Source organism: Cyclobacterium sp., assembly GCF_014762705.1.
Lineage (GTDB): Bacteria > Bacteroidota > Bacteroidia > Cytophagales > Cyclobacteriaceae > Cyclobacterium.
Genome location: NZ_JABURL010000047.1, coordinates 25,236 through 51,686 on the forward strand (window position 1 = coordinate 25,236; position 26,451 = coordinate 51,686).

14 protein-coding genes are annotated in these 26,451 nt (G+C 44.4%); 1 reads left to right on the forward strand and 13 read right to left on the reverse strand.

The features are described from left to right. Positions 1-24: 24 nt before the first annotated feature. The 13 genes from HUJ21_RS08860 to HUJ21_RS08920 form a co-directional block, all read right to left on the reverse strand. Positions 25-1,911 carry an arylsulfatase gene (locus HUJ21_RS08860; protein WP_291368890.1) on the reverse strand — a complete coding sequence of 629 codons (1,887 nt, stop codon included), beginning with the start codon at positions 1,909-1,911 and terminating at the stop codon, positions 25-27. 41 nt (positions 1,912-1,952) lie between these two features. After that, positions 1,953-3,479, reverse strand: a complete 1,527-nt coding sequence (locus tag HUJ21_RS08865; RefSeq protein WP_291368892.1) for an arylsulfatase — start codon at positions 3,477-3,479, stop codon at positions 1,953-1,955. A 28-nt stretch (positions 3,480-3,507) separates the two neighbouring features. Continuing rightward, a complete protein-coding gene (locus tag HUJ21_RS08870) occupies positions 3,508-4,935 on the reverse strand; it encodes a sulfatase (protein WP_291368894.1) in 1,428 nt (475 codons plus the stop codon). Positions 4,936-4,945: 10 nt separating this feature from the next. Beyond that, on the reverse strand, positions 4,946-6,550 hold the full coding sequence (locus HUJ21_RS08875) for a sulfatase (RefSeq protein WP_291368896.1): 1,605 nt from the start codon (positions 6,548-6,550) through the stop codon (positions 4,946-4,948). A gap of 77 nt (positions 6,551-6,627) precedes the next feature. After that, positions 6,628-8,076 carry a sulfatase-like hydrolase/transferase gene (locus tag HUJ21_RS08880; RefSeq protein ID WP_291368898.1) on the reverse strand — a complete coding sequence of 483 codons (1,449 nt, stop codon included), beginning with the start codon at positions 8,074-8,076 and terminating at the stop codon, positions 6,628-6,630. Positions 8,077-8,119: 43 nt separating this feature from the next. Continuing rightward, entirely contained in the window at positions 8,120-11,011 is a 2,892-nt protein-coding gene (locus HUJ21_RS08885) for a glycosyl hydrolase (RefSeq protein WP_291368899.1), read from the reverse strand. A 200-nt stretch (positions 11,012-11,211) separates the two neighbouring features. After that, positions 11,212-12,309, reverse strand: a complete 1,098-nt coding sequence (locus HUJ21_RS08890; RefSeq protein ID WP_291368901.1) for a PAS domain-containing sensor histidine kinase — start codon at positions 12,307-12,309, stop codon at positions 11,212-11,214. Between the two features lie 313 nt (positions 12,310-12,622). After that, positions 12,623-14,536, reverse strand: a complete 1,914-nt coding sequence (locus HUJ21_RS08895; protein WP_291368903.1) for a sulfatase-like hydrolase/transferase — start codon at positions 14,534-14,536, stop codon at positions 12,623-12,625. A 65-nt stretch (positions 14,537-14,601) separates the two neighbouring features. After that, the gene (locus HUJ21_RS08900) at positions 14,602-16,008 is read right to left on the reverse strand and encodes a hypothetical protein (protein WP_291368905.1); all 1,407 of its coding nucleotides are present in this window, start codon (positions 16,006-16,008) and stop codon (positions 14,602-14,604) included. Further along, positions 16,005-17,399: a DUF1593 domain-containing protein gene (locus tag HUJ21_RS08905; RefSeq protein ID WP_291368907.1), complete on the reverse strand. Its 1,395-nt coding sequence runs from the start codon at positions 17,397-17,399 to the stop codon at positions 16,005-16,007. The genes HUJ21_RS08900 and HUJ21_RS08905 overlap by 4 nt, the downstream gene beginning before the upstream one ends. A gap of 22 nt (positions 17,400-17,421) precedes the next feature. Further along, entirely contained in the window at positions 17,422-18,978 is a 1,557-nt protein-coding gene (locus HUJ21_RS08910) for an arylsulfatase (protein WP_291368909.1), read from the reverse strand. 349 nt (positions 18,979-19,327) lie between these two features. Beyond that, a complete protein-coding gene (locus HUJ21_RS08915; RefSeq protein ID WP_291368911.1) occupies positions 19,328-20,908 on the reverse strand; it encodes a SusD/RagB family nutrient-binding outer membrane lipoprotein in 1,581 nt (526 codons plus the stop codon). A 30-nt stretch (positions 20,909-20,938) separates the two neighbouring features. Next, positions 20,939-24,250: a SusC/RagA family TonB-linked outer membrane protein gene (locus tag HUJ21_RS08920; protein ID WP_366483680.1), complete on the reverse strand. Its 3,312-nt coding sequence runs from the start codon at positions 24,248-24,250 to the stop codon at positions 20,939-20,941. 624 nt (positions 24,251-24,874) lie between these two features. On the opposite strand from HUJ21_RS08920, the gene HUJ21_RS08925 reads away from it, so the two are divergent. After that, a complete protein-coding gene (locus HUJ21_RS08925; RefSeq protein ID WP_291368915.1) occupies positions 24,875-26,284 on the forward strand; it encodes a sulfatase-like hydrolase/transferase in 1,410 nt (469 codons plus the stop codon). Positions 26,285-26,451 lie beyond the last annotated feature (167 nt).

Genomic DNA, 26,451 nt, shown 5'->3' on the forward strand with positions numbered 1-26,451 from the left:
AAAGAAGGTGACTAATAGTACGTTTCATTTGTCTCTTAACCATTTGTCGGGATGTACTGCCTGATAAGCAGAGGGATTATCAAAAACTGCCGGTCCAATATAATGGATTTTAACGTAGTTTGCACCATACTCTTTGTCTCCACTAAACCATGCTTTTAGGGCAGTTTCTCCAGGTTTCAATTGAACGGTAAATGTGGAAGAAGTCATCGCATCGGTAACTGCTACCTCCTTCTCTAAATTCCCAATAGCCAGATGCGCTTTATTTATCTGGGCATCTTCCCTCCTTTCGCCGTCATCAATGCGAAACCTGTTGGTATCAATGGTTGAAGTTGGAGGCATGTTGTGGCGAAAAGTAGTCCCTTCATTTTCCACAATCCTCCTTCCTGATTCCAAAGGCCAGCGATAAATGGCAAATTCGTACAAGCCCTCCTTTTCCACATCTATAGCCCAGACCAATCCTTCGTCACTCCTCAATGCATCATGGGCATAGATAAGGGACGGGATTTCCCTTTCATTTCCTATGATAATGTTATTGTAAAGGTTAAAATCAACAGAAATATCCTGCCACCAATTCTCATATTCTTTAGTCAGCAAATCAACCACATCCTTGTGTTTATTGGCAACATCATTGTTTTGCCCCGGATCCTTTTTTATATCATAAAGTTCCTTTTTTTCACGTCCTTCCAATCTCCATTGCTCAGTCAGGACCTGAAAGTCCTTGTATTTTTCAGGGTATTGCAAACGCTGATTATGGACAAAGAGGGTTCGATCAGTCCAATCACTTTTGGGGTTATGAATTAATGGTTGCAGGCTCATGCCATCAAATTCAACATTTTCAGGTGCTTCAAGGCCAGCGAGATCTACTAATGTTGGCAGGATGTCAAAGTGTGCGGCAAGCTTATCAACATCCTTGCCTCCACCTATACCACCTGATGGCCAGCGGATAAAAAACGGTACCCGGTGCGCCCCTTCATATCCTCTTATTTTGCCTCCCCGCATGCCTGCATTATAGCCCTCCTTCACAAAAAGATCATCATCAAGTATAATGCCTCCAAACCAGGGGCCAGGACCATTATCTGACATGAATATCAGAATGGTGTTTTCCGTTAGATTTACCCTGTCAAGTTCTTTGAGAAATTTTCCCAGATCCTCATCAAATTTCGCCACCATGCCATAATAATTGGCGATCCTTTCTGACAAGTCAGCCGTGTATGGCTCAGCGTATTTTTTTTCCACCAATAAGGGAGCGTGGGGAATGTTGGAAGAAATGTAGGCAAAAAACGGTTTATCCTGATTTTCTCTGATAAATTTTGAAGCTTCATCAAACCATACGGAATTGCTATATCCTTCGTATTTTTTAAAAACGCCATTATTCTTGTATATGTCATCAAAATAATCATTTCCCCAATAATCGGGATGAACTGCTGATGCCCCTCCCCCATGAACAAGTGTTTCCGTAAAGCCCCTGTCCATAGGACGATAGGGATAATTTTCACCCAAATGCCATTTACCAAAATACGCGGTTTCATATCCCGAATCCCTGAATATTTCCGCCATGGTAATTTTATCTTTTTGCAAAAGGGACCTTCCTCCTATGGTGTGCCAGACTCCGGACCGCGATGAATACTGCCCGGTAAGGATCGCAGCGCGACTGGGCGAGCAACTGGGGTCCACATGGAAATTTGTAAACCGGACACTTTCTCCATGCAGGCGATCAAGGTGAGGGGTCTTCAGGTAGGGATTACCGTGAGCCTGTATATCACCATAGCCCAAATCATCCAACATTATCAGAATCACATTTGGCTGATTCGCGGAAACGGTGTTTTTTTTGGGTATATTAGAGAATAATGCATAAGATAAAGCTACAAGCAGGATAACCGTAGAGAGTATATATAAATGTCTAATTTTCATTGTTTATAAGCCAGGTATTTAATGTTTCGTTTTGGTCCTATTCAGTCCTTTTTAACTAAATATCCTTTTGCTTTACTTTCGGAAATCAATCTTTCCATACTTTCAATTTTTTCAGGGTATGATGCATAATGATTTATTCGTTGCCCGGAATCTTCGTTCAGATTAAACAACAATCCGGGCGAATCAAAATCATGATATCCCCTTAGTTGAAAAAAGGAATCGGGCATATTTGTATGTTGGCCTGTGCTGTCATTGATATATACCCAATCCCCTTGTCGTACTGCCCACCGGTTTTCCATGGTATTGTGAATCAAAAACTCTCTCTGTGGAAAACGTTCCGGAGTACCACTCAATTCAGGTAAAAAGTGGTAACTATCCGGGGCAGTACCCTCGGTAAGTGCTGTCTCTGTCAAATCCGCCAGGGTAGACATGATGTCAATTTGTGACACAAGCTTTTCGGATCGGGATCCCGGAGGAATATGACCTGGCCATTTGATGATAAAAGGAACCCGGTGTCCACCTTCCCATACATCTCTTTTCAACCCTCTAAGCTGTCCCATACTGAAATGACCGTACTTTTCACCTCTTTCAAAGGCATACCGCTCCGGACCATTGTCGGATGTGAAAATCACAATGGTATTCTCCTCAAAACCATTCTCCTCTATTGCCTTCAAAACCTGGCCAATCACCCAATCTGTCTGGTTAACAAAATCTCCATAAGCTCCTGCTTTTGACTTTCCATCAAATTCATCATTTGGAATTATGGGCGCATGAGGAGAAGGCAAGGAAAAATATAAAAAAAAGGGTTTTTCATTGGTCCTTTGACCGATCCATTCGGTTGCTTTTTCAGTAATCGTCGGCAATACCTCGTAGGGGTTCCATCCTTTTACTTTCGGCCCGGGTCGAAACTCCCAATTGCCCTCTTTTACCTCAAAACCAATATCATTGATATCCATGATCTCTGTAGGTGCTTCAACCAATCGGTCATTCTCCACCCAGGCATAAGGCGGGAAATTGATGGTCCCATCCCCGTAGTAATAATCAAATCCACGATCAAGAGGACCTCCGGAAACAGGTTTGGTCCAATCGATTTCGTCCGGTAAATAAAAATTGGTTTTCCTGCCCCATTGCATGACCTCACCGGAAGGCGGATTTTTAAATTCCCAATTCCACCCTAAGTGCCATTTGCCAATACAGGCTGTTGCATAGCCATTTTCCTGCATCACCTGAGGAAGGGTTATATCTGACTCATCAAAAAATGGCTTACCAAACGCTCCTACGATGCCATGCTTTCTTCTCCAGTGGTAGGTGCCTGTCAATAAAGCATAACGACTTGGGGAGCAAATCCCGGAGGAACTGTGTGCATCGGTAAATCGCATCCCTTCTGATGCCAGCTTATCAAGCTGAGGTGTAGGTATTTTTGAATCCGGATTCTGGATATTAAGATCCCCATAACCCATGTCATCTGCATAGATGATTACCACATTTGGGGGACCTGTTACTGGCTTTTCCACACAAGAATAAAGCAGCAGCACCATAAAGGTTAAAGAAAGGATTTGTCTAAACATGGTATTTGCAATAGATTAAGAGTTGGCATCAATGACCCTCCACCCGTTGTTGAAGTAATTTATCGGTTATGGAATCACACTTGCTTGAATAATAGGCTACTTTCTTTGCATATTTTTCTTCTGAAGCCAGGTTGTTGACTTCATTAAAATCAGTTTTGTGATGGTATAACTCTATCAAATCACTGTCATCATACCGGATAAACTTAAATTCATCATCCCGGTAACCCTCTGTTTTTAGCAGCTTTTCATTATTTTCCAGCCGATGCTCCAGAAACACACCTGACCGCCAATCCTTGGGTACATCATTATAAAATTCAGTCAGACTCCTGCCATGGTAACTTCCGGGAATTTCCACTCCTGCCAGGGATAAAATGGTAGCGGGTACATCCAGGTTGGTTACCAGCTGAGAATGGATCTTTTTCCGGTTTTTTTCAGGCTGCCGGGGATCGAAAATCATCAGGGGTACCCGGATGGAATGTTCGTGCAGCAACCATTTTCCTGCATAGCCCCTTTCTCCCAGAAAATACCCGTTATCCCCCATAAAGATGATGACCGTATTATCTGCAATACCCTCCTCTACCAAAGAGACCCTGATTCTTGAAAGGACGCTGTCTACAGTACTGATCATCCGGTAATATCCTTTCACCATTTGCTGGTGCTTTTCAGGTGTATCATAGCGCCAATACCATCTTTCCCGGTTCAGTGTGTTCTGCAAGAAATCAGGCAAACTGTCATAAAAAGAAGGATCAGCGGTGGCAGGCACCGGTATTTCCACATCACGATACAAATGATCCGTATAGTCCGCCCAAAAATACTGCTCTTCTGCTCCATCATCAGCATGAGGGGACCAAAAGGAAAGGGAGAGGCAAAAAGGCTGATCTGCTGAGTTCCTGATAAAATCTATAGCCAAATCCCCATTGGTATCCGCCAGGTGAATTTCCTTTCCCTCCACTTCTTTCAAATAAGGCCAAAATGTCTTGTTTGTTTCGTTGAAAATGGAATCCTCCATTCCCTCAGTCACCTTTACCCCAAACTTCCCAATGAAACCAGTCCGGTAACCGGAATCCTTCAGAAGCTTTGGGTAACTTTTGGCCATGTATGCATCCTGTAATGGGGGCTTGCCAAAAGTAAAATTGTGGGTTCGTTCATACAATCCTGTAAATAGGGAAGCACGGCTGGCCGCACAGATAGGCGTGGTGACAAAAGCATTTTCAAAATACAAACCCTCACTGGCCAACTGATCCATGTAGGGTGTATGGATGATCTCATTTCCGGCAAAACCCAGCGCATCCCATCGCTGATCATCGGTAAGTATAAAGATGATATTCGGCTTTTCACTTTCAGCAGCAGCATTTTTATCCGGAGATTGACAGCTCAGGCATGCGATTCCTAAAAGAACCGCTGCCAGGGTGCTGCTTTCAGAAATTATTGATTTGCCTTTTTTGATAAGTTGCATCAGCAAAGGCTTAATTTTTCGATAAACTCCGGTCAATATATTGCTGATTCAATGCATCAGAATCTCCATATTGCTCCCGCAGTTCTTCCAGGCGGGTATGAAGCATTTCCTGTATTTCGGCATATTCGGGATCTCCATAGATACTGTTCATTTCACCCGGATCATTTTCCAGGTCATACATTTCCCATTCGTCAATGTCATAGTAGAAATGTATCAGTTTATACCTGTCTGTCCGTACCCCATAATGCCTTTTGACACTGTGTGGTCCCGGATATTCATAATAGTGGTAATAAATGGCGTCCCTCCAGGGAGAATCCTCTCCTGCTGCAATGGCACGCCAGGAGTCTCCCTGCATGTCCCCGGGTTTTTCAATACCTGCATAATCCAGGATAGTAGGCGCATGATCCAGGTTCATCACCAAGTCTTCAACTACTGAACCGGGTTCAATTTCCTTGGGGTACCTCACCATCAACGGGGTGCTCAGGGATGGTTCATACATGAAGCGCTTGTCATACCAGCCATGTTCTCCCAGATAAAAACCCTGATCTGAGGTATAAACCACTACAGTATTATCCAAAAGGCCCTGATTCTCCAGGTAATCCAGTACCTTACCTATACCATCATCCACAGATTTCACCACTTTCAGGTAATCCCTGAGGTACCTGTGAAACATAAATTTGGCAAGTGCCATACTATCGGGAAGCTCAGTAATGCGTTCATCACCTGGGGCAAACTCTTTTAGGAATTTTTCATTTGCCGGTCCATATACTTCATTCCAGGCTGCCATCTGCTCCTCTGTCATGCGGGCAAAAGGAGCCGCCAGCCGACTGGGCTCTCCGGTAAAGGGATTTTCCTCAAACTTCATGTCCCAGCCCCAATACATATTATCTACGATTTCCATTTCCTGTTCCCTGGCAGCAGTACCTCTTCCTTCGTAATCGTCAAAGAAATTTTCAGGAAATTCAAATTCCTTGTCTTCCAGGTAGTCCAGGTACTTTTCTTCCGGCATCCAGTTTCGGTGCGGTGCCTTGGTATGGTAGTTGATGGCAAAGGGTTTACTTTTATCCCAATCTTCTTCCAGCCAATCCACCACAAACTGAGGGATCAAGGCCTCACAATGTCCCTGAAACTTCACTTCTTCCTCTCCATTTCTGATAAATTCCGGATTATAGTAACTTCCCTGACCGGGTAAAGTGAGGGAATAATCGTAACCCTGGGGTTTACCTCCCAGATGGATTTTTCCGATCAAGGCTGTTTCATATCCACCTTCCTGCAACAGTTTGGGATATATCATCTGGTCCCAGTTAAAGGGCCCCACATTATCCACCTTCCCATTCAGGTGGCTGTATTTACCCGTAAGCAGGACGGCCCGGCTTGGCGCGCAAATAGAATTGGTAACAAAACTGTTTTTAAACAAAGCTCCTTCTTTGGCCAGGCGGTCCATATTGGGGAAATAAACACTATCCAACAAACCCTTTTCATAGGCGTGAATGGCCTGTTGGGTATGGTCATCAGTCATGATAAAAAGGATATTGGGTTTTTGGGCAACTTCCTCTTCCTGGCAGGAAACAAACAGCCAGCCTAAAACAAGTACAGGTACAAGAAATTTTTTCATGGATTAATCTTTTTTTTCAATTCAATCAATTTAGCAAAGGATTTTTCCCCTGCCTACTTTTTGATACAAAAAGTACCTCAGGAAGTACCATTGGTCAGTCTTGGAGATTGTGGGGGCTCCCTGTTCTCGATATTGTCCTCGTTACTGTAGGGAATACTTCCATGTGATGCCGGCTTAAGGTTCCACCTGTCGATGTACCATTGGGCAGGTTTAAAATCATCCCCAAACTTGTTTAGTAATTTCCAGAGTTGTTTGTCCATTTTTCCTACCAGTTTTTGGTGTGAAGGATTCTCAGCAAGATTGTTCATCTGTAAGGGATCATTGATGTCATCAAACAACAACCATGGCCCGTCAAGGGAGCGAACATAGGTATGGCTGGACGTTTTGATAGCCCTGTATTCCCTGTCATAACTACCGCCTACTCCCCAGGGAGCAAGTTTCATGTAGAGCACAGCATGGTTTTCAATTTCCTTATTACCAGTAAGTACTTCAGAGAGATCGTCCCCTTCATAAGTAGCTGGTATGGGCAGATCCAGCATGCCAAACAGGGTGGGAAAAATATCGGGGGTGGTGATAGGAGTTTCTATGGTCCTTCCTGCTTTCCCATTCAGCTCAGGATACCGTATCAAAAAGGGCACCCTGGCTGCTTCCGCCAGTGCCACCTGCTTGGCCTTGGCCCTTACCCCATGGGCCCCCATCATTTCCCCATGATCTGAAGTAAATACAATTACCGTATTTTCACTGATCCCCAATTCCTCCAGACTGGCTAGTAAATTTCCAATACTGATATCCAAAGCCTCGCAGTGGGCATAATAACCCTGCGCTTCGATTTTTAAGCCCTCAACCATGGATTCAGGTACGTTTTCAGGCAGGACAATATCGTCCAGGGGGAAATGCTGCTTCAACTCTTCAGGGGCCGTGTGATGAGGAAAATGGGGTGTACCAAAAGACAAAAACAAGGCAAAGGGTTTCTCTTTTCCTACCTGCTCTGCCATGTATTGTTGTGCATCCCTGGTTTGGGCATAGGTATCATAGCCCTCCCAATAAAGCTTTTTATCGGAGTTTCCCGCATAATAATGGGAGTGATTGTAATTGTGATCGCATTCTGCCACTTTCCAATACTCAAATCCCCTGCGTCTGTCGGGAGGAATAAATGAATGCCTGCCATGCCCATCCAGATGCCATTTACCAATATACGCCGTGGTATAACCACGATCTGCCAGCACATCGCCCAGCCCATATTCCGATAATGGTAAGTGAAGATCATTTAAAAACATTCCGGTAGTGGTGGGGTATTTGCCAGTCATTAGCGCAGCTCTGTAGGGCGTACAAACCGGCATCACTGAAACGGCATTTTTAAAGTTAAAACTTTTTTGGGCGAGCTGGTCCAGGTTTGGGGTATTTGCATTGGGGTCTCCAGCATAGCCCAGGGCCGATGCCCGCAGCTGATCTGCTATAATATATATGATATTGGGCTTTTTATCTTGTGCGGGGGCATTACCGCAAAAAGCAATGCAAACAAGCATACTACACCACATTTTCCGGTACATTAAGCATTTCATAGGCCTGTCATTTATTGATAAATTTGATCTGTGATTTACCCATCAAGCCGGAAGGCAATAAGGGGGAACCTTCGTTGAATTTTATTTTGGCATTGGTACGTGTATAGAATAGTTTATCCGCGTTCCTGACATCCCCTACAATCCGATTGTTCCAGGTATTGACAACCTTAATGGTGATTGTATTCTTTCCCGCTTTCAGAAAAGGGGTAATTCTGGTGGTATAAGGTGGAAGCCAGACGATGCCACAATCATTACCATTGACAAAAACCCGGGCCATTTCCTGAATGTCTTCGACAGTGATAAAAGCTTCTTTTTTGGGGGATACCATTTCTTTATCAAGGGTAAATTCCCTGGAATAGGATGCCGTTCCGGAATAAAATTGTACCCCTTCCCTTTCTGACTCCGTCCAGCTGATAAGTGAATCCATTTGAACCGACTCAGGTCCACCCCATTCCGGGTTGAAAGCAATCTTCCATTTGGTTGAAATATCCATTGTCTCAACCGAATCATTTGCCTCCGGGTCTTCCTGAAAACCAAATTGTAAGTCGGTGTGCAAAGAAGCATCATTTACACCACTTGTATTCTCCCTGAAAACAACAAACCTGGAAGCCAGAGGACCCATGATCATTTCCAGCATTAAACCATCTTTCCCCTCTGAGAAACTAACCTTGCGTTGAATCAAACCCGAAGCCGGATCCCATATTTCCGGTATCCTGTTTTCATCTACCCGGAAATTAATGGAGATTTTTTCCTCCCTCTCACTGCTATTGGATATAAAGTAGATGTCTTCACTTTTGGTTTGCCGGTGAACAAAATCTATATGCAGGTCATGGTTATCAATGCCCATTACCTCTATGTCTGGTGGAATAGAAAGCTCATCCAACACTTCCCTGACCGATTTTCCCCAATAAATGGTACCCCTGCCATATTGATTTGAAAACACCTTTTCTTCATCACTCTTGCCCCATATTTGATCCGCAATTTTTTTTACTTCTTTGTCAGATTCCGGATACCCCTTCAGGGAAGAGGCCCTTTCCGGCTTTTTGCCAATGACTATTGCTCCATTGAAAATCAGTTGCTCAAGACGCTGCAATACTTCCAGAGATATGTCCGAGCGATCCGGAAGCACCAATAATTTGTAGGCCTGACCCTCTGGCAATACCAATGCACCGTTTTCTGTTTCCAACCTGTTGGTGATCACATCCTCGTTGATATAATCGTATTCATAGCCAGGCAATTTTCCAGGATTGACAGGCTTGGGCCTTCCACAATGGGGACACTTGGATTCATCGTAAAAATAATCCGGAAACAGTCCAGGCATATCGGGTGTATAATTCGGATCCAACCGTTTTGGAGGCACCAGGTTAGGGGCATCATTACCATAATACAGCAGGACGTCTGCCACATAATTCCCCTGCCGCAACATGTAGGAGCTTCTGGCAATATAATCCATAAACGGGCGGGCCATTTCCCACCAGGTAGCATTGACATTGATATGCTCACCAGCGTGGTAAACAAAGCCGGGTTTGCCGGCAATTTCAGGATTGTGAGAAAAGGTATGGAACACCACCTGGTTCAGTCCTTCACAAAAAGCAATGTCAATCAACTGCTTAAAGTCCGTCGGGCCGTGTTGCCAGTGATTCCAACCGGTTAGCGATTCGGCAGCCACTACTTTTTTCCCATATATGTGGGCTGCACTTGCTGCCTCTTTGGTTACCCAGTGGCGCTGCCGGTTCCAGAACTCGCCCATGGGAATGTGGGAATGCCCCAGTGCTTTCAAAGGTTCCACCCTGGGATGTCCTCCATGCCCGGCCTCAGTGATCATTTGCATGCCCCTCTGCTCAGCAATTTCTACTGTTTGGGCATAATGGTTTTCGATCAGTAAATCACTTACCAGGCGCCTGTAATCCGATTCAAACCTTACCTGTATCAGAGAATCTGAATGCTGAAACCCTTGTATAAGCGGGATATAAGGTCTGGGATCATAAGCATATCGGTTTTCGAATTCCGCTATAAAATTTGGTGTCCAGTCCATCATTTGCCATACCTCATAGCTGTCAATAAAAATGAACTTAAACTGTTTTTCACGGGTGCTGGCCTGATCTATTCTGGAAAGCAATGCTTCAAAATGATTTTCAGTGGCCTGTTGGCTCAAATGGTCAATGATCAAGCCTGTTGAATTTGGACTGGGGACCACCAAAGGCTGCATGGTATTGCAACTAAAAATGGACAGCAGTTCCCAAGACCCGGCAGGTAGCTGAATTTCCGCTATTTTACCATCCTGTTCATTAACCGGGAAAACAATGACTTCTCCCGGTGTATAAATTTTATCCGGGTTTTGGGGAATAGCCATTACAAAAAGCTTTTTGCAATTTTCTGCCCTTCCCCTGGCTGATTCCGGGTTTTCAGTAGCCGGCTTGATCGTAGCAGGTCCTGTTACCTGTTCAGCAATACTTAACAACTCCTTACTCCCATCAGCAATGTCTACCCACTCACCTCCGGAGTTCCAGCTACTGGCCGAGCTAATGCCCAGATCCAGGCCCAATGAATGACTTTTGTCCAGGGCCAAAGACAAGTAATTCAGCGATTCAGGTCCAAGAAAGGCCGGACCATCCGGGATCATATCCTCGGGATCCATCAGAGAACCAATATCCCAGATAATGGCTCCCCTAAATCCCTTATCTTTCATTTCCTCCAATTCATAAAGCAGTTTTACTGTATCGATATGCCCGTTCATCCATGTCCACAGGGCCATAGGCCTGCTTTCTGTCGGTGGATTCAGAAAAGCCTTTTCAGAAATAGGGGATTCCGATTTATCTTGATTGGGGGTACATGAACTGAAAGAAAAGGTAAGAAACAGTAGCAGAATGGGCATAACTACTCCATAATTACGAAGCATAATATCGTGTTTGTGCCACTTTGAGATTTTGGAAAACAATGGACTTTTTTGGATTTCAGTTAAAGAAAATTAAATGTAAGGCCCTTCATCTGATAATACTTCCACCATTTTAGCAAAAAAGCATGCTATATTAACACCTTTTGCCGACCAAAACCCGGCACGGGGCCAGGGATTGAAAGCGACAATCAGCTGAAAAATTATCACTTTAAAGTAATGGTAAATTTAGTGCCTTTGTTTGGCTCGCTTTCAATATCAATTTTCCCTCCTAATGAGGTGACATGATTATGTACCAAATAAAGGCCTATACCCTTGCTGTCTGCATTATTATGGAATGTCTCCCTGAAACCGAAAACTTTATCCCCTATTCGCTTCATGTCGAAACCCATGCCGTTATCTTCAAAAATCAACTGGGGAGAACCCTGGTTAATTCTGGTTGAAACCGATATTATAGCATTACTGCCTGGCTTGGCATATTTAATGGAGTTTGTAAACATGTTTAAAAAAATACTTTCCAAATAGGACCTATTGAATTTCACCTGATCAAAGACAGAGAAATCCGCCATTATCCTGGTATTTGAAGTTTCGATCAGGGATTTGATCGAATTTTTCACCTTACCCAAAACCTCCTGCAAATCAATCTGCTCTACCAGGACTGTCAAAACATCTTTTTCACTCAAATTGTCCACATAGGTGTCCAAAGTATGCTTCAGGCCTTCGGTAGAATGCTTCATCAATTGAATAAATTCCAGTATTTCAACGGGATCCATGGTTGATTCCTCCAAAATACTGAATATGGACAGTAAATTATTCACAGGTGAGCGTAAATCATGGGAGGTAGTAAAAGTAAGCTCCTTTAGTTTTTCATTGGATTGAGTGAGTTTGGTGATCAGGGCATTTCTATCTGCCTCCAGTTTCTTTTTATGGGTAATATTTTTAGCAACTGCATAGATAAGCCCCTCTTCCTTCGCAGGTACAGAGGTCCATGACAGCCAAATGATATCACCGGAATGGGTGATATACCTGTTTTCAAAATTAAGCAGGGGAATACCATCTGATATGATATAGTTCCGTGTCTCCACCGTGGCTTCAAGGTCCTCCTTGTGAATGAAAGAATTAATGGGTCTTCCATATAAAATCTCATCCGGATAGCCCAGCACCTTTTTCAAAGCGGGATTGACCCGCTTAAAATAACCATCAAAGCCGGCCACACTAAACAAGTCCAGTGACAATTCAAAAAACAACTCCATTTTAAACGAAGTCAATTCATAGGCATGCTCATTTTTTGACTGACAATCCATAGTTGATTAAAAATTGAACCGGTAAAAATATCTTTCGAAATAACTGTTAAAAGGCATTTTGTTTCAAATACATGCTGTTTACGGCAATAAAAATATTAAATAATTTAAGCAATTTGTCAAATTACGAATTAAATTTAATAAAAGGGCATTATAAAAAATCAACTTTTTTAAAATAAAAAAATAGTCCGCCTCCATTTTTTGTGGTATAATTCAATTTTTTTAGTTTAAAATGATTTTTTCTATTTATCAACTTATTGGGATATTTTTCTTGCCCAGCCTGTAAAAACTAATGTTTATGGTATAAACCAGGCCTTTACTTATGGGTATCAATGGCTATTCCACAGTTGATCTGTGTTTGGTCCAGGGCCATTCCAATAAACATGGGATAACTCCAGCTTTTGTACCGGCCCCAAATATCACCTGCATATTTGGGAAATATTTCATCTTGAATCACTGTCAGTAATGGTGCTGCCTTTTCTCCAAGCTGCCGTACGCTGATGGCCGCTTGCAAGACCTGAACTTCATCAGTTAACTTCAACATGTTTTCCAAAACGGTAAAGGCATAGGGATCATCTCCCCGCTTTGCCATGATTTCAGCGGCTTTGATCGCTACAGCGGGTACTTCGTCCAGCATCAATTCTTTCAATTCAGGCATCAGGGCTGTTATATCCCCTTCATAGGCATCCAATGCTATTAATGCCCAGAACCTTTGAGAAGGGTCACTGGCTTCAAAATAAGGCTGAAGTGATTCTAAATCCGACACTTTGCCTGCCATTTTGGCCACATCCAATATTCCCTGATACTTTTCCCTGCTGTAGGAGCGGGCGACTTCATAAATGCTAGTATTTTTGGCCTCCTGCATCATAATACCTTCCGTGATCAGTCCGGTATCCCTGTGCCGGACCATCCACTCATCCAATGCATTAGAAAGCTGCTGGATCAATCCACTGAACTCTGCTTCATTAATCAGGTTGGTTTGTTCCAACGGATCATTTTTCAGGTCGTATAGCAGTTCTACTTCCTTTGCTTCAAACATTTTTCTGGTTTGTTCAGGCAACGATCCCAAATCCCTGATCCGGTTGATCTCCTCATAACTCCCTCCCTTATTGAATATCAATGCATTTTGAAAGTAAGGCAACTGCGGCATGAAGTGTCTCACATATAAATACCTGCCATCATAAACGGAGCGGGAAACTTCATAACAATCATCCGCCCTGTCCCGGTAACCAAAAACATATTTTTTTTCTCCCGGATCATTCCCCAGGAAACTGGTTCCCTCCATCAATTCAGGTACTTCTGCTCCAGCTATGTGGATAACCGTAGGTGCAAAGTCTACAAATCCCACCTTTATCTCCGTTTCGGTGCCCTGAATATGGTTAACCAGGTGCTTGTATTTTTCTGGAACATGTAATATGAAAGGAATCTGGAGTCCCGCATTATTCAACCAGCGTTTGTGACCCGGAAGCCCATGCCCGTGATCGGAAAAAACAAAAACGATGGTTTCTTCCAAGAGGCCATCTGCTTCCAACTGTTGCAGCAAATCAGCCACTTCCTGATCAAAAACCGCAAGTAAGTCATACATATGGGCCCATATCTTTCTCATTTTAGGGCTGTCTGGCAAATAAGGTGGGAGTCTTACCTGCTCAGGATCGGTATATTCGGACAAGGATTCGGTGTCTGAATCCCTCAGGGCATTGGTAGGACCTTCATGGGTGATCATAAAGTTAAAAACACTGAAAAAGGGTTTTCCCTCTGGCCGGTTGCGCCAGTGGGCAGTATTGCTGCTTTCGTCCCACCTGCCCTCGTGACTAAAATTATAATCCGTTTTGACATTATTGCTGGTATAATAACCTGCTTCCCGCAGTACCTCGGGCAAAATTTTCATGGATTCGGGTACCGGGGTTTCAGACCTCAGGTGTTGTGATCCCAGGGAAATGGCATACATACCGGTAATCAGGGTGGATCTGGCTGGTGCACAAATGGGTGCATTGGAAAAGGCCTGATTGAATTTGATACTGCGCTTCGCCAACCGGTCTATATGTGGGGTTCTTGCCAGACTGTCTCCATAACAGCCATATATTGGACTCAGGTCTTCATGGGATATCCATAAAATATTGGGATGGTCCCGGGATTCTTCTGCAGTTCCACAGGCATTAAAAACAATCAATAACAGCAACAGTACAAAATAATGGTTCCTGCTTATACCGAAAATACCATTCTTCTTCATGCCTTATTATTTTATTTCCCGGGTATGTTGTTTTGACTTAAACCCTGGCAGTCACCAGAGCGGTTTTATTCCCTAACCAATACAGCTATACTGCCTGTGCTCACAGGGCTGCTCAGCTGGATGGTTCCTCCGCCTTCAATTTCTGAGGTTTCCAGCCATTTTGCATCTACTATGGAAAGCCACTGAAGGGAAGCATTACCCGCCAATGAACTCAGATCCAAGGTAACTTCTCCTTCTTGAGGAAAGTAAACGAGGTATTTTTCACCTTTTTTTATTGCGCAATAGGCCTCGTTTACCTCCCTTCCGGACAGCAAATCCATGTGTGGTTCAATTTCCCAGAACTTAATTTTTTCTTCCAATTTCCTTACAGCCATCAAAGCATGTATGGATGGATTGCTCAAACCCAAACCTGCGGGAGGCCGGTGAAACCTGCTGGAAGCAAAACCACCGATAATGTTGCGAAAAAACGTTTCTACAGCATGCTTGTCATCGATTCCCCGATTGGTCCAGGGGCTCGTTTTACTCCCATAAATCTTGGTACTGTTAACAGGCCTGGGATTGGATTGGATATAATCAAAAATAAAACGGGCATTGTCCCAGTTGAGCTGCCCGGTATTGTGGCTGTTTTGGGACATGTCTATGTAATCATAGCGTTCAGGATGATCCAGTGTTCGCTTGTGCATGTCGGATTTGATATCCCAGTCATCCCACATTTGAGTTAGCATGATTTCTTTATCTCCTGCTTCTTTTTTAATAAAATCAGCCCAGTAAACTGCCCATTCATCTTCCCCCTTGGTCTCATTGTCGATGCAATACAGCACATGATCATATTCAAGGGCATGGCTCAGTAGTTTGCGTACAAAGGATTGCTGGTAGTCCAATAAGAGGGAGTTGTCATCCAGAGCTGGAACCGTATAGAAAAAGGGTTGTTCGTTTGCTCCGGGATGGTTGGGATACAGGCTATCTAGCTGAACCTCTTCATAGGTATAATTGATGTTATTGGCTGGATGATAAGGATCAGAAAGCCATTCCTGCCTGGAATGATCAAAACGGTCCCAAATTTCAATCTGAACGATGATATCTCTTTGAGCGGTCCAATGCAACAAGCTATCAAACTTTAGCCAGTAGGCCTCATTCCAAAGGTTCAGGTCAAACTTTTCTTCATCATTTGTAGCAAAGGCCTTAAGGTCTCCGGGATCCCGGTCGCTCATGGTATTGCGGATATAATTGCCTCCTATATCATGAAGGCTGTCCAAATGAGATTTGAGGTTGGGTTGCTGAAACAAGTTGTCATTATCCGTGGCTCCCAACAATAAAACGGGTTCTCCCTTATATTCCCAATAGGCCGGATTTTCTGACCAGGGCCGGATACTGCCCTCCATATTTGTCTCCTTTGCGTCGTTAGTCTCCTGCTGGCAGGCAGCTGTCAACAGCAATAATACCATGTAGTTCAAGGACTGAATAGTTTTCATGGGTTTGGGCTTAAAATAATGCGTTTATAACTCGTCAGAGCCGGCAGCCCCTGGTCCCTCACTTCCACGATCAGGTGGATGGATTCCTCTGATGCCAATACCGGCATTTCAAAAGATACAGCGGCACCCTGGTCGTCCCCATGTAAATGCAAGTGTTTGGCAGGTCGGTAAATTTCTTCATAAACCCACCAAAAAAAATGTATTTGTTGTCCATCGGGATCAGTGCTGCCACCGGCATCAACACGTATCAGATCTCCCGGTTTCGCTGAAATATACAAGGGATCTGGGCCCTGATGACCATTTACTACAGCCACAGGGTTGTGGTTTGCTTCCGCATAAGGTAGATGAGCCCACTTTACCCGTGCCATAAAGTCCGACTGGAAGGCTGTCCTCCAGCGGGCCACCGAATGTCGCTCATTGAGTGTGCCCTCCAGGTAGTCAGGAGCATCTATCCAAAGCTTTCCTTTCAGCAGCCGGTACCTGCCGCCCCATCCACCCCAATCGGGTCGTTCGGGAGCGTTTAATCCATTCCTGATCAAACCGAGAAAAGAAGGGGAGTCACCTTCTTTCATGCCATTGGTACCATGGCCGTGGAGTTGGTACCGGTCGCTTAAAGGACCGTTGCCGTGAATATTGGCTCTGATCCAGTCACCATTTTGCATGTGCTGCTGACCGGTCATGTACATGCCCCTGAAGGCAGACAATTCCCTTACACCGGTAAAACCTTGCCAGGCGAAACCATTGGCGATAAAATTCAGTTGCTTGAACTCTCTGAGTAGGTATTCCCGATGCCCATCCTGGTCCCCGATGGCATGCACCTGAATCCTCCGGCAAAAAGCATCCACATCCCGGGTGGATCTTGTTTGACTGATCTTCCACAGGGCTTGTGCCAATTCCCTTAAACCACCCCAAACAGGAATATGTACCATATCGGTTGTCGCATCCACTACCTGAATAATAGCTTCCGAGGCTTCGGAATCGAATCCCTCACCTATATCAGCTGAATTTCCTAGTCCCTTCCTGATCAGAGACAAAAGCCTATCGGGATGGGGAAATTCCTGCGAATGAATGATCAAATTGGGGTAAATTTCACGGTATGCCGACAAGTGCCCGCTGATAAGTTCTGGTTTTATATCCTGTCCATGCCCCAACCTGCTAGTTGCACACAATGCCTTGATGTCAAAGTGATCTGCATAATACAGGAAACGCACCAGGCTTTGCTCGTCATCCGTGTCACCACCAATATCTGTGAGCAGTATTACCTGGGGTTTTGCGGCGGGAACACCAAAGAGCTGCCAATTGGTCAGAAGGCAAGCAAGGAGAAGAACCAAGGTTTTCGTCTGAAAACAATCTACTATTCTGAAGTAAATCCCATAATGATTAAAAAACATAAATGTTTAAGATTTGGAAGTATTATTTGAGTTCCAGGGCTTCTGTTTCAACAAATTCTTCACCCCTGATCGCAATAAATTCTGCCAGCATGGATTTTAATTTCTCCGGATTTTCTTCTGCCAGATTTTGCTGCTGCCCCAGGTCCCGGCTCAGGTCATACAGTTGAAAGCCCGTATCATTTCCCAATTCAATATTCACATTTTGATTGACGGCAGGACCCTTATAAGGAGGAATGAGTACCCAATTTCCCTTCCGAAAAGCTGTCCGTGTAGTAGCTTCCAGTACCAGGGATTCCCTGCCCTTATCAGCCTTTCCCAGCAATGTAGCAGATAAATCCTGCCCGTCTGAACTTTTCTCCGCACTACCTGTCAATGAAGCCAGGGAATTCAAAAGATCTATCTGACTAATCATGGAATCAGATTGACCAGGCTCAATGGTACCCTTCCAATAGCTGATGAAAGGTACCCTTGTTCCTGCTTCGAAAAGACTGTATTTGCCTCCCCTCAGAGGTCCCCAGGGCGTATGCTCACCGAGTTTTTCTACCGCCTCATCATAATAGCCATCGTTAAGCACCGGTCCATTGTCACTGGAAAATATGACCAGGGTATTTTCCAGCAATCCCTCTTCCTCAAGGGTCTTCATAAATTCCCCTAAGCACCAATCGGCTTCCAGAATCACATCTCCCCTCGGTCCCATACCGGATTTTCCTTCAAAACGTGGATGGGGTGTACGGGGTACATGGGGCTGTTGCATGGCATAGTAAAGAAAAAATGGCTCATTCCTTTCTTCCCGCACAAAGGCTTTCGCTTTTTCCAGAAAATGGTCCGCCATATCCTCATCCACCCATTTGGCCTTTTCCCCTCCTTTCATAAATCCGATACGGGGAATCCCATTGACAATACTGTTGTTGTGCCCATGATGCCATTTCAAAGTCAGCAATTCCGGATTGTCTTTCCCTGTGGGTTCACCTTCAAAATTTTCCTGGTAACTAACTGCTATGGGATCATCTGGCTCGAGGCCCTGTACCAGACCATTTTCCAGATAGACCGTAGGCACCCGGTCCTGGGTGGCTGCCATGATATAGGAATAATCAAAACCTACTTCATTTGGTCCGGGACTTACCCGCTCATTCCAATCTACCTGTCCATCTCCCAATCCCATATGCCATTTACCAACCACTGCAGTGGCATAGCCCTGACGCTTCAGCATTTTAGGAATGGTCAGTTCATCCGGTCCTATCAATAATGGGGCAGTTCCCGCCAAGATTTTGGCATCTTTGTTTCTCCAGGGATAAGTTCCGGTCATCAAGGCATACCGGCTTGGGGAGCAGGTAGCGGAAGAAGCATAACCATTGGTGAATTTCATTCCCCCGTTCGCCAAAAAATCCATGTTGGGAGTCTCCAGTGTGCCCGCATCATAAGCACTTACATCTCCATAGCCTAAATCATCCATGTAGATAATGACGATGTTGGGTTTTTGAATATCCGTAGTTTCTTTATTTTCTGCTGTCCCGCAGCCAAAAGAAGTAAATAGGAGGAAAGCAAGATACAGCGTGAATACAGGGTAAAAGCGAGCCATAGATGGGTTATTGTTGAAATTCAGTAAAATGAAAAAACAAGATATAAAAATTTTATGTAATCCTTCCAGATCCTATTCTTCTTTTCAGCATAATACACATTTAAACCCGGATTATCAGGATTCGCGACAGCAAGTCCCAACAAAAAAAAAGCTTTGAATACACGAAAACCAGTTACTTAGGTGCTTGAGACTTAGATCCTATCGTAAATCCGAAAAGGGAAGAAGCAGTTTTAAAGTATTTTAGGACCGCAAAAGAAATTCCAATGCCTGTTACGGATTTAAGCCTAGTGCAGACAAAAAAAGAGGGTACCCAATGGGCACCCTCTTGACTTGTTATAGCCTATGCTAATTAATTGTCCCAAAACAATGTTCTGCTAAGGTTATCATTAGGCTGTACCTGCTGGTAGTTTTGCGTGTTATAGGTTTGTTCCGAACCAGGGTAAATCCACCTGTTAGGAGGTAGGCTTTGCTGGTTGGACTGGTCTACCCAGAACTCCAGATCCGGCATTTCGATTCTTCTCAACTCGGCCCAGTTTTCATTGGGTTGCACTACATTGAAATGAAGCCATTTCTGTTCGGCAATTAGCCTCATTTTCTCAGCAGCACCGGCTGCAGCATCCCAACTGATGTCCTCATCGGCCAAATAAGCTTCGATAGCAGATTCAGTAACAGGAATTGGCTCGGGAGAAATTAAGTTGTTACTCATGCTTCGAAGCATTTCATAATAATGGATAGACTCCTTAATAGCCATTTCGTAATGCTCCTTGGCCTGGGCATCCTGTCCCGCTTCCAGGTAATGCTCAGCGGCCATTAAATGAACCTGACTGGCGTTAATCAACATACCGGGAAAATACTGGTTGCGGCTCAGGGTGGTCCTGTTGTAAATGGCCATGGTGTTTGATCCGATCAGTTCCGTTTGTTCTGTGGAACTTAGCAGGGGATCCAGAGGAATAAATTCTCCTTCAGCTTCCTCTCCGGGCTCAAACACATAGGTTAGCCTGGGGTCCCCGTTATTCATCATGTGCTCCAATAGGGCTTTTCCAGCTACATTCCCGTCCCAGTCTTCCAGACCGCTTTGAAAGCTATTAGCAGCTATAAGCGTACCCAATTCATGGATACGGAAGGTGATATTGTCATCATTAGAAGACACGATGGGATAATTGGCCGGATTGGACAAAATCGCATTGATTTCAGTGGCGGCACGGTCAGAAAATGCCGGCACGTCACTCACCCTGGTAAGCATCCTGATGCGCAGTGAATTGATGTATTTCAACCACATGTCAATGTCACCGCGGTTGACCAAATCCTGAGATTCAAACCCTGTCAATATACCCGGATTGATATCCATTGTTCTCAACTCATCCGCAAAGCCAGCCAGATCATCCAGCATTTTGGTGTAAATGACCTCAGGCTCGTCATAGGTAGGATAAGATTCCGAATAGTCTCCACCATTGGTACTGAGCATCCCAGCATCTGAAAACGGAATGGCCCCGTGAAGATCCACGACTTTTTGGGTATGGTCGTACAAATACGTAGCTGCCGTAATCATAAAGACCCGGTAATCCTGCTTGTTCTGATCACTCAGGCCAGCATATACTTTTTCCAATTCCCTGTACTGGGCCAAAAACTGGTAATAATTGTTCCAGCGATCGTTGATAGCTGCGGATCCCGGGACATACTGGTTCTCCTCATTGACCCAGCCAATGGCCTGGGTATAGCGATTTAAGGTAATCCTCAATACCACGAAATAATTCCAGTAACTGGGAAGCACATATTCCCTGTTGGCTATCATAAAGCCGGTAAATTGCTTTTCAACGGAGGTTTCCGAAACCTTGGAAGGATCGGTATAATTCTCCTCAAATTCGGAATACTGACAGCCTGCCAGACTGGTAAGAATTACCAGGGTCAGTAATACTAATTTATTTTTCATGATGTTTGATTTTAATTTTTGAAACACCGCTTAGAAACTTGCCCTAAGCATTAAACCTACGGTTCGGGTAGCCGGATTGGTACCTGCATTGGTAAGGGTCTGCGCCCATCGGGAACCACCTGTCATTACTTCCGGATCCAGGTCCTTGATATTTCTGTAGAAAAAGAACAGGTTCCTTCCAAAAGCAGAAACATTGATACTGTTTGCTCCCAATCTTCTTGCGAAGGTTGGTGGTATCTGGTAACCCAGGGACAATTCCCGTAACTTCAGGTAGGTATTTTCCTTTATGTACAACTCGTATCTGGCCTGGCTGTATTGTGGGCCGCCCCAGTTATAAGTTCGCTGGTAGTACAAAGCCTGTGAAATCACATTCGTATTGGGATTTCCATCAGAAGTTACTCCATCCATCAGCATACCGTCGTTATACACCGGTTCGCCATTAGGTCCTTGTGCACTACTGGTTTGTACTCCCTGTCCGTCAGCATTAACGTAGTAGGACAATCCCCCACTTTCAGCGTCCATGTAGTTCAAACTTTCTTCAGTCAATCCCCTACTGATCATCCAGTTGACACCTGTAGGCATCACACTACCACCTATCTGGAAATCCGCCAATACTTGAAGCGAGAAATTCTTGTAGTTCAGGTTATTGAAAATACCCCCTACTGCATCCGGCATGGCATTACCTGCCAGGATCCACTCATTGGGGTTGATTTTGTACAAGCCGTTGGGCTGGACAATTTTCTCTCCATTGGCGTTGGTCTCTACCGGCCGGGCAAAGAAATCACCCATAGGGCGGCCTACTACCGAGCGAAGTTGTGCAGCATTGCCATCGTAATCGGCATGAAGCAATTCTGTAGCATTATTGGCCAACTTCTCTACCACGTTCATGTTACGGGCAAAATTAACTCCTAACAACCAATTAAAATCATTTCCCTGATAAACAGTACCGCTCAAAGCGATTTCAATCCCTTTATTTCTAAGGGTACCGATATTGGCCAGAACGGAAGTGGCGCCCGAGGTAGCCGGCAATGTAAGCGGTAGAATCTGGTCCCGGATCTGGGCATTGTAGTAAGAAAATTCAAGCGAAAACCTGCCGTTAAAGAACTGACTGTCTGTTCCAAATTCAAATTCGTGCTTCTGCTCTGGCCGGATACCATCATTTCCGAAACTGCTGGAAATATTGGTGAACAGCACAGGTGCTCCACCAGGCTGCTGAACGCCAAGGGTATTCTGGTTGTAAGCAATATTGGCCCGGTACACATCCGGATAATTACCCACTATACCCCAGGACCCTCGAATCTTGGAAGAACTGATCCAGGAAGGCAAATTAACAGCATCTGATAAAATAAAACTGGTATTGGCTGAAGGATAGATAAAGGTATTATTGTCTGGATTCATGGTAGAGGTACGGTCCCTGCGTATGGTTCCTTCTACATACAAGAAGCCTTTGTAATTCAGGTTCAGGGTACCAAGAGCAGCATCGATGATCCTTGAGCTCCTGCTGGAACCGTTATTAGGCAGGTTGACCGAAGCGACTACGTCAAATAAATTCTCTGTACTTAAACCTCCGTTTGTTCCCCTGGATATAGAGGAGTTGCTTTCCTTGTCAGCTGTATAGCCTGCAGTAGCACTCAAGGTTACATCTTCAGTAAGTTTTTTGTCGTAGTACAAAAACACATCACCATACAAGATACTGAAGATCTCATTGGACATGCTAAAGCCTCCCGAAGGACCAAAAGCCAAAGGTCGGGTAGTAGAACTCTCAGTTTCATTTTCCCTATACGTGAAATCAGTAGAAATCCTGGTTCTCAGGCTCAATTCATCCGTAAAAGCAAAAGTATTAGTAATGCTACCAATCACCCGGTTACTTAGTTCGGAAGCCCTTTGTTCGTTTACACTCCATACATAACCGCCAATGGCATCCTGAAAGCCATTTCGGGTAATGTTTTCTTCAGGTGTCAGGCTTTGTCCATTACCGGTGACATAACGGTATCCCCTGCTGGTTTTGTATTTGTCCAGGTACCAGGCACCATTATCAAAACGGGTCATCATACCTCCGAAATTATTGATCATTCGATCCACTGAATAAGGTCGGTTAGCCGTGTACTGGTTGATGTAATTGATAAACACATCGGTTTTTATCTTTTCTGAAATCCGGAAAGTGGCATTCAGATTCGCAATGTTTTTACTGTTTTTGGAATTCAAACTCAGGGCCTCATTGTCTTGCCTTGTAAGAGAAACACGAAAATCAGCCACATCGGTGGAGTTTGAAATGGCCACGTTTACCTGTGAACTGATAGGGTCATTGAATAAGGCAGAATAATTGTCTTCCTGGGCCACATATGGTCTTACCTGATCATCCCAGGCCATGACAGGCCTGCCGTCAAATGGGGCTCCGAAATTAAGATTGGTAGCCGGCAGTCCGGTGGAACCGTCCGGATAGGTAATAAAACCCTCTTCATTCTGACCGAAGTCAAAAACATGACTAGGAGCGCCAGGTCCTCTTACATTTTGATAGCGAGGTAGGTATGCAATCCTATCCATGGCATAATTGGCATTGAAATCTACCTTGAATCCCTTGGTAGTTCCTTTTTTAGTCGTAATCAAAACGACTCCATTTACCGCCTCGGAACCATACAAAGCTGCAGCTGAGGCTCCTTTCAATATGGAAATATCGGCAATGTCTTCCGGGTTAATGTCCAACAGACCATTGCCCCTCAGGCGCTGGTCTCCCCAGAAATTGTTATTGTTTACCTCTTCGTTCCGGATAGGAATACCATCCAAAATGATCAGGGGTTGGTTTCTTCCGGTGATGGAATTGATACCGCGTATGGTAATGTTTACTGCTGAAGTTGCTCCTCCGGCTCCGGCCTGAATGCGCACGCCCGGTGCTTTTCCATAAAGTGCCGTAGCCAAATTCGGCGTGCCCACTTTGATCAATTCGTCTGATTTAATGTTAGAGGTGGCATAACCCAGGGCTCTTCGATCTCTTTCCTGACCGAAAGCAGTCACCACCACTTCGTCCAGACCTGCCACATCTTCGCGCATGGTGACATTTATGCTACTTTTATTTCCAACCGGAATGCTCTGGGTCTCAAATCCAATAAAGGAGAAAACAAGGATCGCATTTTCTGGAGCGTCCAAGGTGAACTCGCCATTGATATCGGTTACAGTTCCTATTGATTCCCCCTGAACCGTGATGGTTACCCCTGGTATGGGCTCACCGTTTTCATCGGTGACAGTTCCCGTCACCTGAGCCTCCAGGGCATTTGATTCGGCTGCAAAATCAGCGCCCGGACTATTATTTGCCAGGGCATGGCTTGCTAACAAACATGTTAGCACAATACCATGGAATAAAAAGAATAGCGTCCTTTTTATTCCTGGATTTTTTACTAGTAGATTTTTTTCATTCTTCATTTTGTTGATTGAGTCAGGTTTAGCAAGGGATTTACCCTTAGTAAACATTTAGAATAAAACTTGAATAATTTTTTGATTAATTCAGCTTTTATAGCTGTTTCTAACTTGAATTTTTACATAGGCAGGATTTGTTATTTTAATTTGTATGCATTAGATAAGCATTAAATAACTGCTAATTTTATAATTTTTTTTATTAAAAACCAGAAGTTAACAAAAAATTTTATTTTATTAAGGTAATAATTTAAATTTCAAAATGAAAGTTTGTAAACGGTTAATAATCGAAAGTTTTAATCAATTATACAGTCCATGCAATATACGGCTATGGATAGGCTCACTATTAAAAGATTAATATATGATTAACTTTCAATTTTAGGCATTTTCAGGGTATCTACTTTTAAAAAATCGAATGATTGATTCCTATTAATCACCCACACAGGGAATTTTGAAAAATCATTGCTTTAATGCTGGTTTAACAATTAAAATAAACTACCCATTTATAATGGTCCGATTGAAAGGCATTAAAGTATTAAAGTTAACTTAACAAATAGGATGATGCACAGTTTAATGATCTCGCTTTTTATCCTGTGGAACCTGGTTTTCATTCTTTTTGAGACAAATACCATTGATTCCATACCACCCAATATTATCGTCATCCTGGCAGATGATCTGGGTTACGGGGACTTGGGAGGTTTTTATGGAGGGAAGGCCAATACCCCGCACCTGAATCGGTTGGCGAACGAGGGCATGCTTTTTACTGACTTTCACAGTAACGGGGCCATGTGTTCTCCTACCCGGACGGCATTGTTGACCGGAAGGTACCAACAAAGGCTCGGTATTGAAGACCCATTGCCAGGAGATTGGCAGAAAAAGGGATTAGGAGCGATCAGGGGCATTGCCAGAGAAAGTTATACCAGAACCCCCAGCATGGCCGATTACCTGAAAAAGGCCGGTTATGCCACTGCTTTTTTTGGTAAGTGGCACCTGGGCAATCATCCGGATGCCAATCCCAGGAATTTTGGATTTGATGCGTTTCGGGGTCTGACCTCAGGTGATGGCGACTATTTTTCAAAACTAGATCGCCATGGCTTTCCGGATTGGTGGCACAATGAAAGGCTTTCCTTTCAGGAAGGCTATACCACGGATGTGATTACCGACAATGGCATTCAATTTATAGCAGAAAACAAAGAACAACCTTTTTTCCTTTACCTGGCGCACCTGGGCGTCCATTTTCCCTGGCAATCCCCTGGGGACGGGCATTTGGAAATCCGGGAAGAAGGCACCGACTATACCTCCAGCCTACCCGGCCCTGCCAGCAAGCTGGGGCCACATGCACCAGAAGAGGTACCTGGCACGCTCATAGCAATGATCGAATCTCTTGACCGGAACGTAGGGAAATTGATCGCTTATCTCAAAGCAGAAGGCCTGGATAAAAACACCCTGTTGTTTTTTACTTCGGATAACGGGCAATACCTGAATTACCAGGGCGACACCTGGCCAAATGTAGGTTCCAATGGCATGCTGAGAGGAGAAAAGTCCGATCTCTTTGAGGGAGGACACCGGGTACCGGCCATTGCCTGGTGGCCCGGGAAGATAGAAGCTGGAAGCAGGTCTTCCGAAACGCTTACCTCCTTTGACCTTTTACCTACCTTTCTGGCGTTGACCGGGCAGTCCTTGCCTGATCCTCTGGGAGAGGATCGACTGGATGGGCAAAGCTTGCTGCCGGTCCTAACCGCCAAAGGAAAAATGCCCGACAGGACCCTTTTTTGGAGAACCCCGGAAGCCATTGCGGTCCGAAAAGGTCCATGGAAATTGCTGGAGGACCGGGTAAAAGGTTCTATTGCGCTTTTTAACCTTGAACAAGACCTGTCCGAAAGCCGGGACCGGAAAGCCGATTTTCCTGAAATCGTACAAGAGCTAAAATTCTTCCGGGATCGCTGGGAGCAGGAAATGGATAAATGACAGGTAAATGATTTTTCCGGAGGAGATCGCTAATCTTCAAGGTATCAAAGGTTGCTGACCTTTGGGGTTTTCCCAACCCCGAAGGTCTCTACAGGAACGTATACGATTGAAACCTTCTATGTTGCTTTCCTAATTTGTGGGGATATTTTATCTTTAAAACATGAATC